This window comes from Kitasatospora sp. NPDC058048 (assembly GCF_042885555.1).
GTDB classification, from domain to species: domain Bacteria; phylum Actinomycetota; class Actinomycetes; order Streptomycetales; family Streptomycetaceae; genus Kitasatospora; species Kitasatospora lactacystinica.
Genome location: NZ_JBHVRT010000031.1, coordinates 1 through 13,021, shown reverse-complemented (window position 1 = coordinate 13,021; position 13,021 = coordinate 1). Strand labels below are relative to the sequence as shown.

General features: G+C 71.2%; 10 protein-coding genes and 5 tRNA genes. 3 read left to right on the top strand and 12 right to left on the bottom strand.

Translation table 11 applies throughout. The annotated features are described in order from the left end of the window. Window positions 1-205: 205 nt before the first annotated feature. The 12 genes from ACFVVA_RS28350 to ACFVVA_RS28295 all read right to left on the bottom strand — a co-directional run bounded on the left by ACFVVA_RS28350 (window position 206) and on the right by ACFVVA_RS28295 (window position 7,526). The gene (locus ACFVVA_RS28350; protein ID WP_387693648.1) at window positions 206-985 is read right to left on the bottom strand and encodes an HU family DNA-binding protein; all 780 of its coding nucleotides are present in this window, start codon (window positions 983-985) and stop codon (window positions 206-208) included. Between the two features lie 133 nt (window positions 986-1,118). Next, the gene (locus ACFVVA_RS28345) at window positions 1,119-1,466 is read right to left on the bottom strand and encodes a hypothetical protein (protein WP_380354200.1); all 348 of its coding nucleotides are present in this window, start codon (window positions 1,464-1,466) and stop codon (window positions 1,119-1,121) included. Window positions 1,467-1,648: 182 nt separating this feature from the next. Next, on the bottom strand, window positions 1,649-2,245 hold the full coding sequence (gene leuD, locus ACFVVA_RS28340) for a 3-isopropylmalate dehydratase small subunit (RefSeq protein ID WP_359900532.1): 597 nt from the start codon (window positions 2,243-2,245) through the stop codon (window positions 1,649-1,651). Window positions 2,246-2,248: 3 nt separating this feature from the next. Further along, on the bottom strand, window positions 2,249-3,673 hold the full coding sequence (gene leuC, locus ACFVVA_RS28335) for a 3-isopropylmalate dehydratase large subunit (RefSeq protein ID WP_359900530.1): 1,425 nt from the start codon (window positions 3,671-3,673) through the stop codon (window positions 2,249-2,251). Window positions 3,674-3,997: 324 nt separating this feature from the next. After that, a tRNA-Gln gene (locus ACFVVA_RS28330) sits at window positions 3,998-4,072 on the bottom strand. Between the two features lie 49 nt (window positions 4,073-4,121). After that, a tRNA-Glu gene (locus tag ACFVVA_RS28325) sits at window positions 4,122-4,194 on the bottom strand. A 26-nt stretch (window positions 4,195-4,220) separates the two neighbouring features. Beyond that, window positions 4,221-4,293 (bottom strand) — tRNA-Glu (locus tag ACFVVA_RS28320). A gap of 27 nt (window positions 4,294-4,320) precedes the next feature. Continuing rightward, a tRNA-Glu gene (locus ACFVVA_RS28315) sits at window positions 4,321-4,393 on the bottom strand. Between the two features lie 37 nt (window positions 4,394-4,430). Then, window positions 4,431-4,502, bottom strand: a tRNA-Gln gene (locus ACFVVA_RS28310). A 238-nt stretch (window positions 4,503-4,740) separates the two neighbouring features. Next, window positions 4,741-6,240 carry a glutamate--tRNA ligase gene (gltX, locus tag ACFVVA_RS28305; protein WP_387693647.1) on the bottom strand — a complete coding sequence of 500 codons (1,500 nt, stop codon included), beginning with the start codon at window positions 6,238-6,240 and terminating at the stop codon, window positions 4,741-4,743. Further along, window positions 6,233-7,033, bottom strand: coding sequence for a fumarylacetoacetate hydrolase family protein (locus ACFVVA_RS28300; RefSeq protein ID WP_359915358.1), 801 nt, complete (start codon window positions 7,031-7,033; stop codon window positions 6,233-6,235). The genes gltX and ACFVVA_RS28300 overlap by 8 nt, the downstream gene beginning before the upstream one ends. A gap of 274 nt (window positions 7,034-7,307) precedes the next feature. Next, window positions 7,308-7,526, bottom strand: coding sequence for a hypothetical protein (locus ACFVVA_RS28295; protein ID WP_387693646.1), 219 nt, complete (start codon window positions 7,524-7,526; stop codon window positions 7,308-7,310). Window positions 7,527-8,162: 636 nt separating this feature from the next. On the opposite strand from ACFVVA_RS28295, the gene ACFVVA_RS28290 reads away from it, so the two are divergent. The 3 genes from ACFVVA_RS28290 (at window position 8,163) to ACFVVA_RS28280 (ending at window position 12,971) form a co-directional block, all read left to right on the top strand. Further along, window positions 8,163-11,951 (top strand): nitrate- and nitrite sensing domain-containing protein, encoded by a 3,789-nt coding sequence (locus ACFVVA_RS28290; RefSeq protein ID WP_387693645.1) that lies wholly within the window; start codon window positions 8,163-8,165, stop codon window positions 11,949-11,951. A 10-nt stretch (window positions 11,952-11,961) separates the two neighbouring features. Then, a complete protein-coding gene (locus tag ACFVVA_RS28285; RefSeq protein WP_359915368.1) occupies window positions 11,962-12,375 on the top strand; it encodes a roadblock/LC7 domain-containing protein in 414 nt (137 codons plus the stop codon). A 170-nt stretch (window positions 12,376-12,545) separates the two neighbouring features. Then, window positions 12,546-12,971 carry a DUF742 domain-containing protein gene (locus tag ACFVVA_RS28280; RefSeq protein WP_380456468.1) on the top strand — a complete coding sequence of 142 codons (426 nt, stop codon included), beginning with the start codon at window positions 12,546-12,548 and terminating at the stop codon, window positions 12,969-12,971. Window positions 12,972-13,021 lie beyond the last annotated feature (50 nt).

Sequence of the window (13,021 nt, the reverse complement as noted above, 5' to 3'; positions counted from 1 at the left end):
CCCGTCCGGCGCCGCCGGGCCCGGCCGGACCGGCCCGCGGACCGTCCCGTCGCACCGCCCGGAACTCCCTGTGCCGCCGCACGCCGTCGATTCCTGACTAAGCGCCCGGAAATCGAAAGAGCCGCGGCGACCCGTCTCCGTGAATTCACGGAAGGGGGTGCCGCGGCTCTGAGCCGAAGGCCGTCCTGGGACGGTCGCGCGGGACTTACTTGGCAGAGGTCTTGCGCGCGGTGGTCTTGCGGGTGGCGGTCTTCTTCGCCGGCGCCGTCTTCTTGGCCGTGGCGGTCGCCTTCTTGGCGGTGGCCGTGGTCTTCTTGGCGGCGGCCGTGGTGGTCGCCTTCTTCGCCGCGGCCGTCTTCTTGGTCGCGGCGGCCTTGGTCGCGGTCGCCGTGGTCTTCTTGGCGGCGGTGGTCTTCGCGGCCGTGGTCTTGGCGGCGGTGGCCTTGACGGCCGTGGTCTTCGCGGCGGTCTTCTTGGCGGTCGCCGTGGTCTTCTTGGCGGCGGCCGTGGTGGTCGCCTTCTTGGCGGCGGCCGTGGTGGCCGTCTTCTTGGCGGCGGCCTTCTTGGCGGCCGGGGCGGCGGCGGCAGCAGCGGCGGCACGCTTGGTGGCGGCACGCTTGGCGGCCGGGGTGGCGGCCACGCCGCTCTTGCCCGGGGTGAGGGAGCCCTTGGGGGCCTTCTTCACCGAGGGGCCTTCCTTCGGCAGCTTCTTGCTGCCGCTGACCAGGTCCTTGAAGCCCTGACCCGGACGGAAGCGCGGGACCGAGGTCTTCTTGACCTTGACCCGCTCGCCGGTCTGCGGGTTGCGGGCGAAGCGCGCGGAGCGCTCCACCTTCTCGAAGGTGCCGAACCCGGTGACCGAGACCCGGTCACCGGCCACAACGGCACGGACCATGGTGTCGAGCACTGCGTCGACGGCCTCTGCGGCAGCCTTGCGACCGCCCAGCTGCTCGGCCACCGCTTCGACAAGCTGAGCCTTGTTCACGTCTTCCCCTTCGGAAACGGGCGCCGGATGATTCCATCCGTTCTTTTCGCACGTTAGGTATGTATCTGCGGACTTTCAATTACCAAACGCGCGAATCACCCTAGTGTCGCAATGGATTTGCGCGTCGGCGACCTCAGTCGAGCGGCGGGGGCCGCTCGTCGAGGTCATGTACAAAGCGACTCAACCGCCTTGCCGCCTCCGGAAGATCGCGCTTGGCGGCCTCGGTGACGATGAGGAGTTGACGGGTGAGAGCGGTCTTTGCATCGGCAGACACGTTCAGCGCATGCACGCGGGCGTGAGCTTGCTTCAACCGCTCGGCCACAAGCGCGTAGAGCGCTGCGACTTCCTGGTCGTCCGGCCCCTCAGCTGGTGCGGAGGTGACGTCCGGCCGATCGTCAATTCGGCGTTCGGATGGCCGGCCCATGGAGTCCTCAGCCGCGGGTTCGCCGCCCGCGTACGGAGGTTCATGGTGCCGGTGCATGTACTGATTGTGCCATCTACCCGCAGTTGTACTTGCGCGGGCCCCTCTTCCGCAAAGCCAAATGGGCAATCCGGGGCGGGCCGCGGCGCTAACTCGTGCTCCGGAACGACGGATGGCCCGGCCCCCCCGAGGGGGGCACGGGCCATCCGGTGGATCGTCAGAATGCTTGTTCTGAGGGGAACTCAGGCGACCGGCAGAGTACGGGGCTTGAAGGCCGGACGGGTCTCCTCGAAGGCCGCGATGTCGGCCTCGTTCCGCAGGGTGATGCTGATGTCGTCCAGGCCGTTGAGCAGACGCCACCGGACGTTGTCGTCCAGTTCGAAGGCCGCGACGACGCCCTCGGCACGCACTTCGCGCGCCTCCAGGTCAACGGTGATCTCGGCCGAAGGGTCACTCTCCGTGAGCGCCCAGAGCCGTTCCACGGTCTCCTGCGGCAGGACGACCGTCAGCAGGCCGTTCTTCAGGGAGTTGCCCCGGAAGATGTCGGCGAAGCGCGACGAGACGACCGCGTGGAAGCCGTAGTTCTGGAGCGCCCAGACGGCGTGCTCCCGGGAGGAGCCGGTGCCGAACTCGGGGCCGGCCACCAGGACCGTGGCGCCCTGCCGCTCGGGCCGGTTGAGGATGAACGACTCGTCCTTGCGCCAGGCCTCGAACAGGCCGCCCTCGAAACCGGATCGGGTGACCTTCTTGAGCCAGTGGGCCGGAATGATCTGGTCGGTGTCCACGTTGCTGCGGCGCAGCGGCACGGCCCGGCCGGTGTGGGTGGTGAACTTCTCCATGGCTCAGGCCTCCACGGCAGCGACGTCGGCGGACAGGTCGGAGGGGGCGGCGAGACGGCCCAGGACGGCGGTCGCGGCGGCGACCTGCGGGGAGACCAGGTGGGTACGGCCGCCCTTGCCCTGCCGGCCCTCGAAGTTGCGGTTCGAGGTGGAGGCGCAGCGCTCCCCCGGGGCGAGCTGGTCGGGGTTCATGCCCAGGCACATCGAGCAGCCCGCGTGGCGCCACTCGGCACCGGCAGCGGTGAACACCTTGTCCAGGCCCTCCTCGACGGCCTGGAGGGCGACCCGGACGGAGCCGGGAACCACCAGCATCCGGACGCCGTCGGCGACCCGGCGGCCCTCCACGACGGCCGCGGCGGCCCGCAGGTCCTCGATCCGGCCGTTGGTGCAGGAGCCGACGAAGACGGCGTCGACCTTCACCTCGCGCAGCGGGGTGCCGGCCTCCAGGCCCATGTACGCCAGGGCGTTCTCGGCGGCCAGGCGCTCCTGCGGGTCGGCGAAGGACGCCGGGTCCGGCACCTCGGCGCCCAGCGGGGCGCCCTGGCCCGGGTTGGTGCCCCAGGTGACGAACGGGGTCAGCTCGCTCGCGTCGATGAAGATCTCGTGGTCGAAGACCGCGTCCTCGTCGGTGCCCAGGGTCCTCCAGTACGCGACGGCGGCGTCCCAGTCCTCGCCCTGCGGGGCGTGCGGGCGGCCCTGGAGGTACGCGAAGGTGGTCTCGTCCGGGGCGATCATGCCCGCCCGGGCGCCGGCCTCGATCGACATGTTGCAGACGGTCATCCGGGCCTCCATGGACAGGCTCCGGATCGCCGAACCGCGGTACTCCAGGACGTAGCCCTGGCCGCCGCCGGTGCCGATCTTCGTGATGACGGCCAGGATCAGGTCCTTGGCGGTGACGCCCTCGGGCAGTTCGCCCTCGACGGTGATCGCCATCGTCCGGAACGGCGCCAGCGGCAGGGTCTGGGTGGCCAGCACGTGCTCGACCTGGCTGGTGCCGATGCCGAACGCCAGCGCGCCGAAAGCGCCGTGGGTCGAGGTGTGGGAGTCACCGCAGACCACGGTCATGCCGGGCTGGGTCAGGCCGAGCTGCGGGCCGACGACGTGCACGACGCCCTGCTCGACGTCGCCGAGCGAGTGGATCCGGACACCGAACTCGGCGGCGTTCCGGCGCAGGGTCTCCAGCTGCACCCTGGAGACCGGGTCGGCGATCGGCTTGTCGATGTCCAGGGTGGGGGTGTTGTGGTCCTCGGTGGCGATCGTCAGATCGGTGCGGCGGACCGTGCGGCCGGCCAGTCGCAGCCCGTCGAAGGCCTGCGGGCTGGTGACCTCGTGGAGCAGGTGCAGGTCGATGAAGAGGAGGTCGGGTTCGCCCTCCGCGCGCCGCACGACGTGGTCGTCCCAGACCTTCTCTGCGAGTGTCCGTCCCATCGGATTCCCTCCAGCCGGCCGCGTTGCCGGCCTTCTCGGTGTCGTCGAGGTCAAAGCGTGTGCGCCGCCCTGAGACTCCCGGGCCGCTCCCGTCCAGAGTGGCGCTTTTCGCCGGAGATTGAACTTGTGTCTCGCGGAGTGAGACCGCAGTCTTAGCGCATGGACAGCGCTCCGCCCCCGTCCGCCGCCGGGCGGCAGGGCCCGCGGAAAGCCGGAAGGGCGCCGTGGAAAGCCGGAAGGGCCCCGCTCGGAACGGAGCGGGGCCCTTCGGGGCATTTCCGGGGAAAGCAAAAAGACCCCGGGGACCGGGGTCTTTCCAATTTCTGGCTGGGGTACCAGGACTCGAACCTAGACTAAATGAACCAGAATCACTCGTGCTGCCAATTACACCATACCCCAACACAAAGCAAGGGCCGATGGGCTGGCCCACCGGCTTCCTGCTCTGAAGTACCCCCGACCGGATTCGAACCGGCGCTACTGCCGTGAGAGGGCAGCGTGCTAGGCCGCTACACAACGGGGGCTTCCTGGCGATCCCTTGCGGGATCAGTACCCCCGACCGGATTCGAACCGGCGCTACTGCCGTGAGAGGGCAGCGTGCTAGGCCGCTACACAACGGGGGCTTTCCAGGTGATCCCTTGCGGGATCAGTACCCCCGACCGGATTCGAACCGGCGCTACTGCCGTGAGAGGGCAGCGTGCTAGGCCGCTACACAACGGGGGCTTGATCTTCTTTTGTGGTGCTGTACTCACGTACTGCGCTGGGGTACCAGGACTCGAACCTAGACTAAATGAACCAGAATCACTCGTGCTGCCAATTACACCATACCCCACCAGAGTTGAACCCTCGCGGGCCCTTCTCAGGCGTTGCGCCTCTCGGTCGGTCCCTTCCGAGGGGCTTTCGTTCCCTCGTCCGTTCCCTCCCGGGCGGCGCAGAAAGAACATTACCCGACGTCGGCCCCGGGTCCAAAATCGATAACCCCAGGCAGCGGCCGGGAGGCCTGCGGGCGGCCTCCGGGTACGCCGCGGGCCCGGCACGAAGCCGGGCCCGCGGCCTGCTCGGAACCCCGCTCAGGCGGCCGGCAGGGCGTCCAGGGCGGCCCGCAGCCGACGCAGCGTCTCCGGGCGTCCCAGCAGCTCCATGGACTCGAACAGCGGCGGGGAGACCCGGCGGCCGGTGACGGCCACCCGCAGCGGCGTGAAGGCGAACTTGGGCTTGATGCCCAGCCCCTCCACCAGCGCCTCGCGCAGCGCGGCCTGGATCGGCTCCGGGGTGAAGTCCGCGAGCTCCTCCAGCGCCTTGATGCTGGCCTCCAGCACCGGGCGGGAGTCCGCGGTGAGCACCTTGGCGGCGTCGTCCGGGTCGAGGGCGAACTTCTCCGGCGCCACGAACAGGAAGCCGGCCATGTTCACGATCTCGCTCAGCACGACCATCCGCTCCTGGGTGAGCGGCGCCACCTTGGCGAGCAGGTCCAGCTGCTCGGCGGTGGGCTCGGCCGGCAGCAGCTCGGCGCCCTGGAGGAAGGGCACCAGGCGGCCGACGAAGTCCTCCGGGGCCAGCCGGCGGACGTGCTCGGCGTTGATCGCCTCGCACTTCTTCAGGTCGAAGCGGGCCGGGTTGGCGTTCACCTTGGTGACGTCGAAGGCGGCGACCATCTCGTCCATGTCGAACAGGTCGCGGTCCTCGGCCAGCGACCAGCCCAGCAGGGACAGGTAGTTGAGCAGGCCCTCGCGGATGAAGCCGCGCTCGCGGTACATGTTGAGCGAGGACTGCGGGTCGCGCTTGGAGAGCTTCTTGTTGCCCTCGCCCATCACGTACGGCAGGTGGCCGAAGCGCGGGGTGGTGCCGTTGCCGACGCCGATCTCGGCGAGCGCGGCGTACAGCGCGATCTGCCGCGGGGTGGAGGACAGCAGGTCCTCGCCGCGCAGCACGTGGGTGATGCCCATCAGGGCGTCGTCCACCGGGTTGACCAGGGTGTACAGCGGGGCGCCGTTGGCCCGGACGATGCCGTAGTCCGGCACGTTCTCCGGCTCGAAGGTGAGCGTGCCGCGGACCAGGTCGTCGAAGCTGAGGGTCTTGTCCGGCATCCGGAAGCGCAGGATCGGCTCGCGCTTCTCCAGCTTGTAGACCGCCACCTGCTCGTCCGTCAGGTCGCGGCAGTGCCCGTCGTAGCCGGAGGGCTTGCCGGCCGCGCGGGCGGCCTCGCGGCGGGCGTCCAGCTCCTCGGTGGAGCAGTAGCAGTAGTAGGCGTGGCCGGCCTCGTGCAGGCGGCGGGCGACATCGGCGTAGATGTCCATCCGCTGCGACTGGCGGTACGGCGCGTCCGGGCCGCCGACCTCCGGGCCCTCGTCCCAGTCGAGGCCGAGCCAGCGCATCGCGTCGAGCAGCTGGTTGTACGACTCCTCGGAGTCGCGGGCGGAGTCGGTGTCCTCGATCCGGAAGACCAGCGTGCCGCCGTTGTGGCGGGCGTAGGCCCAGTTGAAGAGGGCCGTGCGGACCATCCCCACGTGGGGGTTGCCGGTCGGGGAGGGACAGAAGCGAACCCGGACGGCCGGGTCAGTGTTAGCCACGCTTGATCACCTTGTTGGTGAGAGTGCCGATGCCTTCGATGGAGACGGCGACCTCGTCGCCGACGTTGAGCGGGCCCACCCCTGCGGGCGTGCCGGTGAGGATGACGTCGCCGGGCAGCAGCGTCATGGCCTCGGAGATGTGGACGATCAGCTCGGCGACCGAGCGGACCATCAGGGAGGTGCGGCCGGTCTGGCGGAGCTCGCCGTTGACCGTGCAGGTGATCGCGAGGTCGCTCGGGTCGAGGTCGGTCTCGATCCACGGGCCCAGCGGGCAGGCCGTGTCGAAGCCCTTGGCCCGGGCCCACTGGCCCTCGCGCTGCTGGACGTCCCGGGCGGTGACGTCGTTGGCGCAGGTGTAGCCGAGGATCACCTCGGGCACCCGGTCCAACGGCACCTCACGGCACATCCGGCCGATCACCACGGCCAGTTCGGCCTCGTGGTGGACGTCCGAGGAGAACGGCGGGTACGCGATGCTCTCGGTCGGACCGATCACCGAGGTGGACGGCTTGAAGAAGGTGAGCGGGGCGTCCGGGACCTCGTTGCCCAGCTCCGCCGCGTGCGCCGCGTAGTTGCGGCCGACCGCCACGATCTTGTTCGGGAGCATCGGGCTGAGCAGCCGGACGTCCTGGAAGCGGTAGCTCTCACCGGTGGGCTGGGGCTGGCCGAACGGGTGGCCGGCCAGCGCGTGGACGACCAGCGAGTCGGGCCGGGAAGGGTCGCCCTCCACCACGCCGAAGGAGACGCTGCCGGCGGCAGGGCTCCCTTCCCGGACGGAAAACCTGGCAATGCGCACGGCTGGGATACCCCTCGCTTCGTCGGCCGCCCGGGGCGCGCCCGGGCGCTGGTGGGCGCCCCGCCCGCAGTGGGCGCGGCCCCGTCAATCGGCCTCCAGGCTATCGCGTGGGGGCCCGGCCGACCGCTTTGCCCCTGTTCAGGAGGGTCGGGGCCGAATGCCCCGCGAGGCCCGCGGGCGGCTCGCCGTCGCGGTCCGCGGCGGCGCCGCACAACGGCGAGGGCGCCGCCGCCACCGGGGTGACGACGGCGCCCTCGTCGCGGCGCTGCGGCGGTCAGTCCTGCGGGACGACGACCGGGGCGACCATCAGCCGGGTGCGGCGCGGGTTGGCGGTGGCGGCCGGCAGTTCGGAGCCGTAGGTCACGACGTCCTCGGGCTTGCGGGCGCCCGGGATCTTGCTGAAGTCCTCGACCGAGGCCAGCGTCGTCCGGCGGGGGTTCGCCGTGGGGCGGCAGGACAGCGTGGACTTGGTGGCGTTCTTCGCCTGGGACATCGAGAGCACCTCGTGGTCATGGCCGGGTCGATCGCGGCGATCGGCACCGGCCTGATGGATTCCGATTGATTCGGAGGGGTTCTGGGCAGGCTGATCGGGGCCGTGCTCCGGAGACAGCCAGGTTACGAGATCTCATTCCACAGAGGCCGTGACCAAAGCTACACATTAGACTGTGATTTTGCTCACAAAATGCCGAGCAAAGTGCAGATATCCGACATATCGCCGCACCGGGATTTTCCGGCATTTCGCCGATAAGGGGCATTCCGGAAGGTCTGTGACTCTTCCCGACCCCGGGTCCGCTTGGCATGTATCCGGCGAGTGTCCGAAAAAGGCGGTATTCCGGTCCTGTTACCGCACAGTCCGTAAGAAGACGCAAGCGGTCGGTAGCGCCGGACGCCCGGTACGTGCGGCCCTTGTTGGGATTCCCCGGCTGTGCTGGAATGCGACGGACCGTGGGTAGGGAGTGGTCCACCCCGGTGCCCGCTCTCCCGGACCGGCCGGGGTGCGGATGGAAACTCGACACCGTCCAGGCCGTGGCGACGCGGCGGGACGCCCGGTCCAGAGGTTGCGACGCCAGTGCAGGGACGTTTCAAAAGGGGTAGCGGCGCCGCGGGTAACCCGGAGTCGCGTGAGCCTGTGGCAGCCCCTCAACAGGCGGCGGCCCCCGGCGGCCCGGCAGAGCCGGTGACACCCGAGGCCATCGGCCACCCGGAGGAGGAGGGCCAGGAGCGGAAGTCCGCCCGGGACAAACTCCGCACCTCCCTGACCCGGCGCCGCGCCACCGGTCTGAACCGGCTCGCGATGCGCAACTGGCGCATCCGCACCCGTCTGATCGCGCTGCTCGCCCTCCCCGTGCTGGTCTCGCTGGTCCTCGGTGGCCTGCGCATCCAGAGCTCGATGGAGAACTCGCAGCAACTCGCCCAGATGGCCAACCTCTCCGACCTGGCCAAGAAGGCGACCAACCTCGCGGACGCGCTCCAGACCGAGCGCGACATCAGCGCCGGCCCGATCACCCACGACCCGGCCGCGCCGCTGGACGACGACATCGTCGCGGCCCGCAAGTCCACCGACGACCTGAGCCGCACCTTCACCGCCTCCTCCGACAAGTTCGAGAACCTCGAACTGTCCGGCGGAAAGGCGCTGTTGCTCCAGATCCGCAAGGACCTGAACTCGATCGCGGACACCCGCAGCCTGCCGTACCAGAACAACCAGAACATCCAGTCGACGATCACCGCCTACGACGTGATCATCCGCGACCTGCTGTCCATCACCCAGGACATCGCGCTCGCGTCGAACAACAAGGACCTGGTCGTCTCCACCCGCGCGCTCCAGCAGTTCTCGCTGGCGAAGAACGCGACCTCGCAGCAGCGGGCCCTGATCAGCGCCGCGCTCGCCAACCCGAAGACCCCCGACCTCAGCCCCAGCGACGAGTCCTTCGGTATCCGCCTGCGCAGCTCGTACGACAACGCGATCGCGAGCTTCAACAACATCTACACCGCGCACGACCTGGACAACCTGCGCAGCCAGCTGAGCTACAACTCGGTGGTCGCCGACGCCGACCGCTACGCCTCCACGATCCTCACCCAGAGCGGCATCCGCCAGACCGAGGCGGTCAGCTACAAGGACTGGTTCGAGAAGGCCAGCTCCAAGATCACCGCCGAGCGCCGGATCGAGTCCAAGCTCATCGAGAACCTGGACGGCAAGGCCCAGGACCTCCAGTCCCAGGCCGACGCCGACGCCCTGATCATCGGTGTCGCGGTCGCCCTGGTGCTGCTCGTCGCCCTCGGTGGCGCCGGTCTGATCGCCCGCTCGATGGTGCGCTCGCTGACCCGCCTCCAGGCGGCGGCCGAGGACGTCGCCGAGCGCCGTCTGCCCGAGCTGGTCAAGACCCTCTCCGAGGCCGACCCGCACGACGTCGACACCACGGTCGAGCCGGTCGCCGTCGACTCCACCGACGAGATCGGCCACGTGGCCCACGCGTTCGACATGGTGCACAGCGAGGCCGTCCGCCTCGCCGCCGAGCAGGCCCTCCTGCGAGGCAACATCAACGCGATGTTCACCAACCTCTCGCGCCGCAGCCAGGGCCTCATCCAGCGCCAGCTGTCGCTCATCTCCGAGCTGGAGAGCCGCGAGGCCGACCCGGACCAGCTGGCCAACCTCTTCAAGCTGGACCACCTCGCGACCCGCATGCGCCGCAACGGCGAGAACCTCCTCGTCCTCGCCGGCGAGGACCCGGGCCGCCGCTGGACCCGTCCCGTCCCGCTGGTCGACGTGCTCCGCGCCGCCGCCTCCGAGGTGGAGCAGTACGAGCGCATCGAACTCGCCGCCGTACCGTCGGCCGAGGTCGCCGGCCGCGTCGTCAACGACCTCGTCCACCTGCTCGCCGAGCTGCTGGAGAACGCCACCTCGTTCTCCAGCCCGCAGACCCGCGTCCGGGTCACCGGCCACGCGCTGCCGGACGGCCGCGTGCTGGTCGAGATCCACGACACCGGCATCGGCCTGAGCCCCGACGACCTCGCCGAGATCAACGAGCGCCTCGCCAACCCGCCGACGGTGGACGTCTCGGTCTCCCGCCGCATGGGCCTCTTCGTGGTCGGCCGCCTGTCCCTGCGACACGGCATCCGCATCCAGCTGCGCCCCAGCGACTCCGGCGGCACCACCGCGCTGGTCATGCTCCCCGTGGACGTCACCAATTCGGGTGACCGCCGCGGCGCCGGCCGGGCCGGTTCCGGCCAGGGCAAGCAGCAGCGCGGGGTCACCCCGACGCCGCGCCAGCAGCGCCAGGTGCCGCCCGCCCGCCAGGGCGGTCCCGCCGCGCTCGGCCAGGGCCCGGCCGCGGGTGCCCCGCAGGGCGGTCGCCCGCAGCTCGGCCAGGGCGGTCCTGCCGCTCCGGCCGCTCCCGCTCCGCAGGGCGGCCCGCAGGCCGGCCCGGGTGCGCCCGCCGGCGGTCTGCCGACCCGCCAGGTCGGCAAGTCGCTGCGGGAGAACCCGGCCCCGCAGGGCGGCGCTCAGCAGGGCCAGGGCCAGGGCCAGGGCCGACGGCCCGCCCAGCCGCAGCAGAAGCAGCAGGCCCCGCAGCAGCCGCAGCAGCCGCAGCAGCCGCAGGCGCCGCAGCAGCAGACTCCGCAGCAGGCCCAGCAGGGCGGTCTGCCGCAGCGCGCCCCGGGCCGCCAGGGCCCGCCGCAGAGCGGCCCGAACGGCCTGCCGCGCCGCGGCGGCCGTCCGCAGCAGCCCGGTGGTCAGCCCCAGCCTGGTCAGCAGCAGGCCGGTCAGCAGCAGGCCGGCCGGCCCGGCCAGGAACGGCAGCGTCCCGGCGGCGAGTTCGACGGCGGTCCGGGTGCCCGGACCGGCGAGCAGCCCCAGCACGGCCGCCCCGGCGGTCCCGGCACGCCGCAGCAGGGTGCCCGTCCGGGCAACCGTCCGCAGGACGGCCTGCCGCAGCGCCGTCCGGCCCCGCAGGGCCCCGGTGCCCCCGGCCGGCCCGCCGGCCAGGGCCCGCGCGGTCCGCAGCGCCCCGGCCCGGACGCGCCGCAGCGCGACCGTCAGCCGCAGCTGCCGCCGCAGGCCCAGCAGCAGCCCCAGCAGCTGCCGTCGGCCGAGCCGGCGCCGGTGGAGAGCACCCAGCAGTTCGCCCGCCCGCGCTTCGAGGCCAGCCAGATCGACCCGCGCGACCCGCTGGGCCTCGGCCTGGTCGAGCCGGTGCTGCCGAACGTGCCGAACCCGCCGCGTCCGGAGCCGGTGCGCCAGGAGCAGGCGCCGCAGCAGCCGCAGCCGCTGCCGTACCAGGAGCCGATGGCGCTGCCGACCGGTCCGTCCGAGGCCGGTCAGCGGCCCGGCGGCGAGCAGCCGTGGGCCCCGCAGGCCGACGGGCAGCAGGCGCGGCAGCGGTCGTACCAGCCGCGCCGCCCCGGTACCTCCTCGCCGGAGTTCCAGCCGCAGGCCCAGGAGCAGCAGGCTCCGCAGCAGGCACCCCGGCAGCAGGCGCCCCAGCCGGCTCCGCAGCAGCAGGCCCCGCAGCAGCAGAACCAGCAGCAGCCTCCGCAGCCGCAGGGCCAGCAGCCCGGCACCGGCGACGCGCCGTGGCGTCCGTCCGCGAACGACGAGCGCTGGCGCCGCGCCGAGCAGGTCCGCGAGCCCTCGACCAGCGGTGTCACGATGTCGGGCCTGCCCCGGCGGACCCCGCAGGCCAACCTGGTCTCCGGCACCGCCGAGGCCTCGCCGCTGACCGGTCCGCAGGTCTCCCGGGCCCCCGAGGAGGTCCGCGGCCGGCTGACCAACCTGCGCCGCGGCATCCAGCAGGGCCGCCGCGTCGGGGCCGAGCAGGCCGCCAACCAGTCGGGCTTCCAGCATGGTGCCCAGCAGCCCGGATTCGATAGTTTCGGTGGCCGGAGCGACGGCAACGGCGCAGATCACCAGGAGCGTTGAGTTGAACCAGATGAGCCAGGCCGCACAGAACCTGAACTGGCTGATCACCAATTTCGTGGACAACACCCCCGGGGTGTCCCACACCGTGGTGGTCTCCGCGGACGGCCTCCTGCTGTGCATGTCCGAGGGCTTCCCCAGGGACCGGGCCGACCAGTTGGCGGCGGTCGCCTCCGGTCTCACCTCGCTGACCAACGGTGCGAGCCGGATCTTCGAGGGCGGCGAGGTCAACCAGACCGTGGTCGAGATGGAGCGGGGGTTCCTGTTCCTGATGGCCGTCAGCGACGGCTCGGCGCTGGCCGTCCTGGCCGCCCCGGACTCCGACATCGGCCTCGTCGGCTACGAGATGGCCCTGCTCGTCGACCGGGCCGGCGCCGTCCTCACCCCCGCACTCCGCGCGGAACTCCAGGGCAGTCTCCTGCACTGACCCGGGGCTCCCGCGCGGATCCGACCACCCCGTCCCACCTGCCCTCGCCGGGTCCGACCCGACCGGACCCGGCGAACCACCCTCAGCTACCCTCAGGCAGCTGATCTCGCCTCAGCTGGCACCGCCCCAGCTGGAACCGGCTGCTCAAGGCTGCAGCACTAGGAGGACCCATGACCCCGCCTTCGACACCCGCCGGCTCGTACGGCAACGGGTACGGCAGCGGCTACGGCGGGCAGCAGTCCGACGGCTACGAGCAGCAGCCGCTGGTCCGCCCGTACGCGATGACCGGCGGCCGGACCCGCCCGCGGTACCAGCTCGCCATCGAGGCCCTGATCTCCACCACCGGCTCGGCCGACCGGGCCAGCGGACTGCTGCCCGAGCACGCCCGGATCGTCAGCCTCTGCCGCGAGGTCAAGTCCATCGCGGAGATCTCCGCACTGGCCGGCGTGCCGCTCGGTGTCGCCCGCATCCTCGTGGCCGACCTTGCCGAGGCCGGTCTCGTCGCCATCCACCAGCCCGCCGCCGCGGGCGAGTCGGGCGGAACGCCCGATGTCACGCTGCTCGAAAGGGTCCTCAGTGGACTTCGCAAGCTCTAACGCGGCCGCCCCCACCCGCGCCACCACCTCCGCGAAGATCGTCGTCGCGG

Bases quoted from the DNA above. Each gene is read 5' to 3' on its own strand.
- ACFVVA_RS28345 (WP_380354200.1), bottom strand. From the start codon at position 1,466: ATGCACCGGCACCATGAACCTCCGTACGCGGGCGGCGAACCCGCGGCT.
- leuC (WP_359900530.1), bottom strand. From the start codon at position 3,673: ATGGGACGGACACTCGCAGAGAAGGTCTGGGACGACCACGTCGTGCGG.
- ACFVVA_RS28295 (WP_387693646.1), bottom strand. From the start codon at position 7,526: ATGTCCCAGGCGAAGAACGCCACCAAGTCCACGCTGTCCTGCCGCCCC.
- leuD (WP_359900532.1), bottom strand. From the start codon at position 2,245: ATGGAGAAGTTCACCACCCACACCGGCCGGGCCGTGCCGCTGCGCCGC.
- ACFVVA_RS28280 (WP_380456468.1), top strand. From the start codon at position 12,546: ATGACCCCGCCTTCGACACCCGCCGGCTCGTACGGCAACGGGTACGGC.
- ACFVVA_RS28285 (WP_359915368.1), top strand. From the start codon at position 11,962: ATGAGCCAGGCCGCACAGAACCTGAACTGGCTGATCACCAATTTCGTG.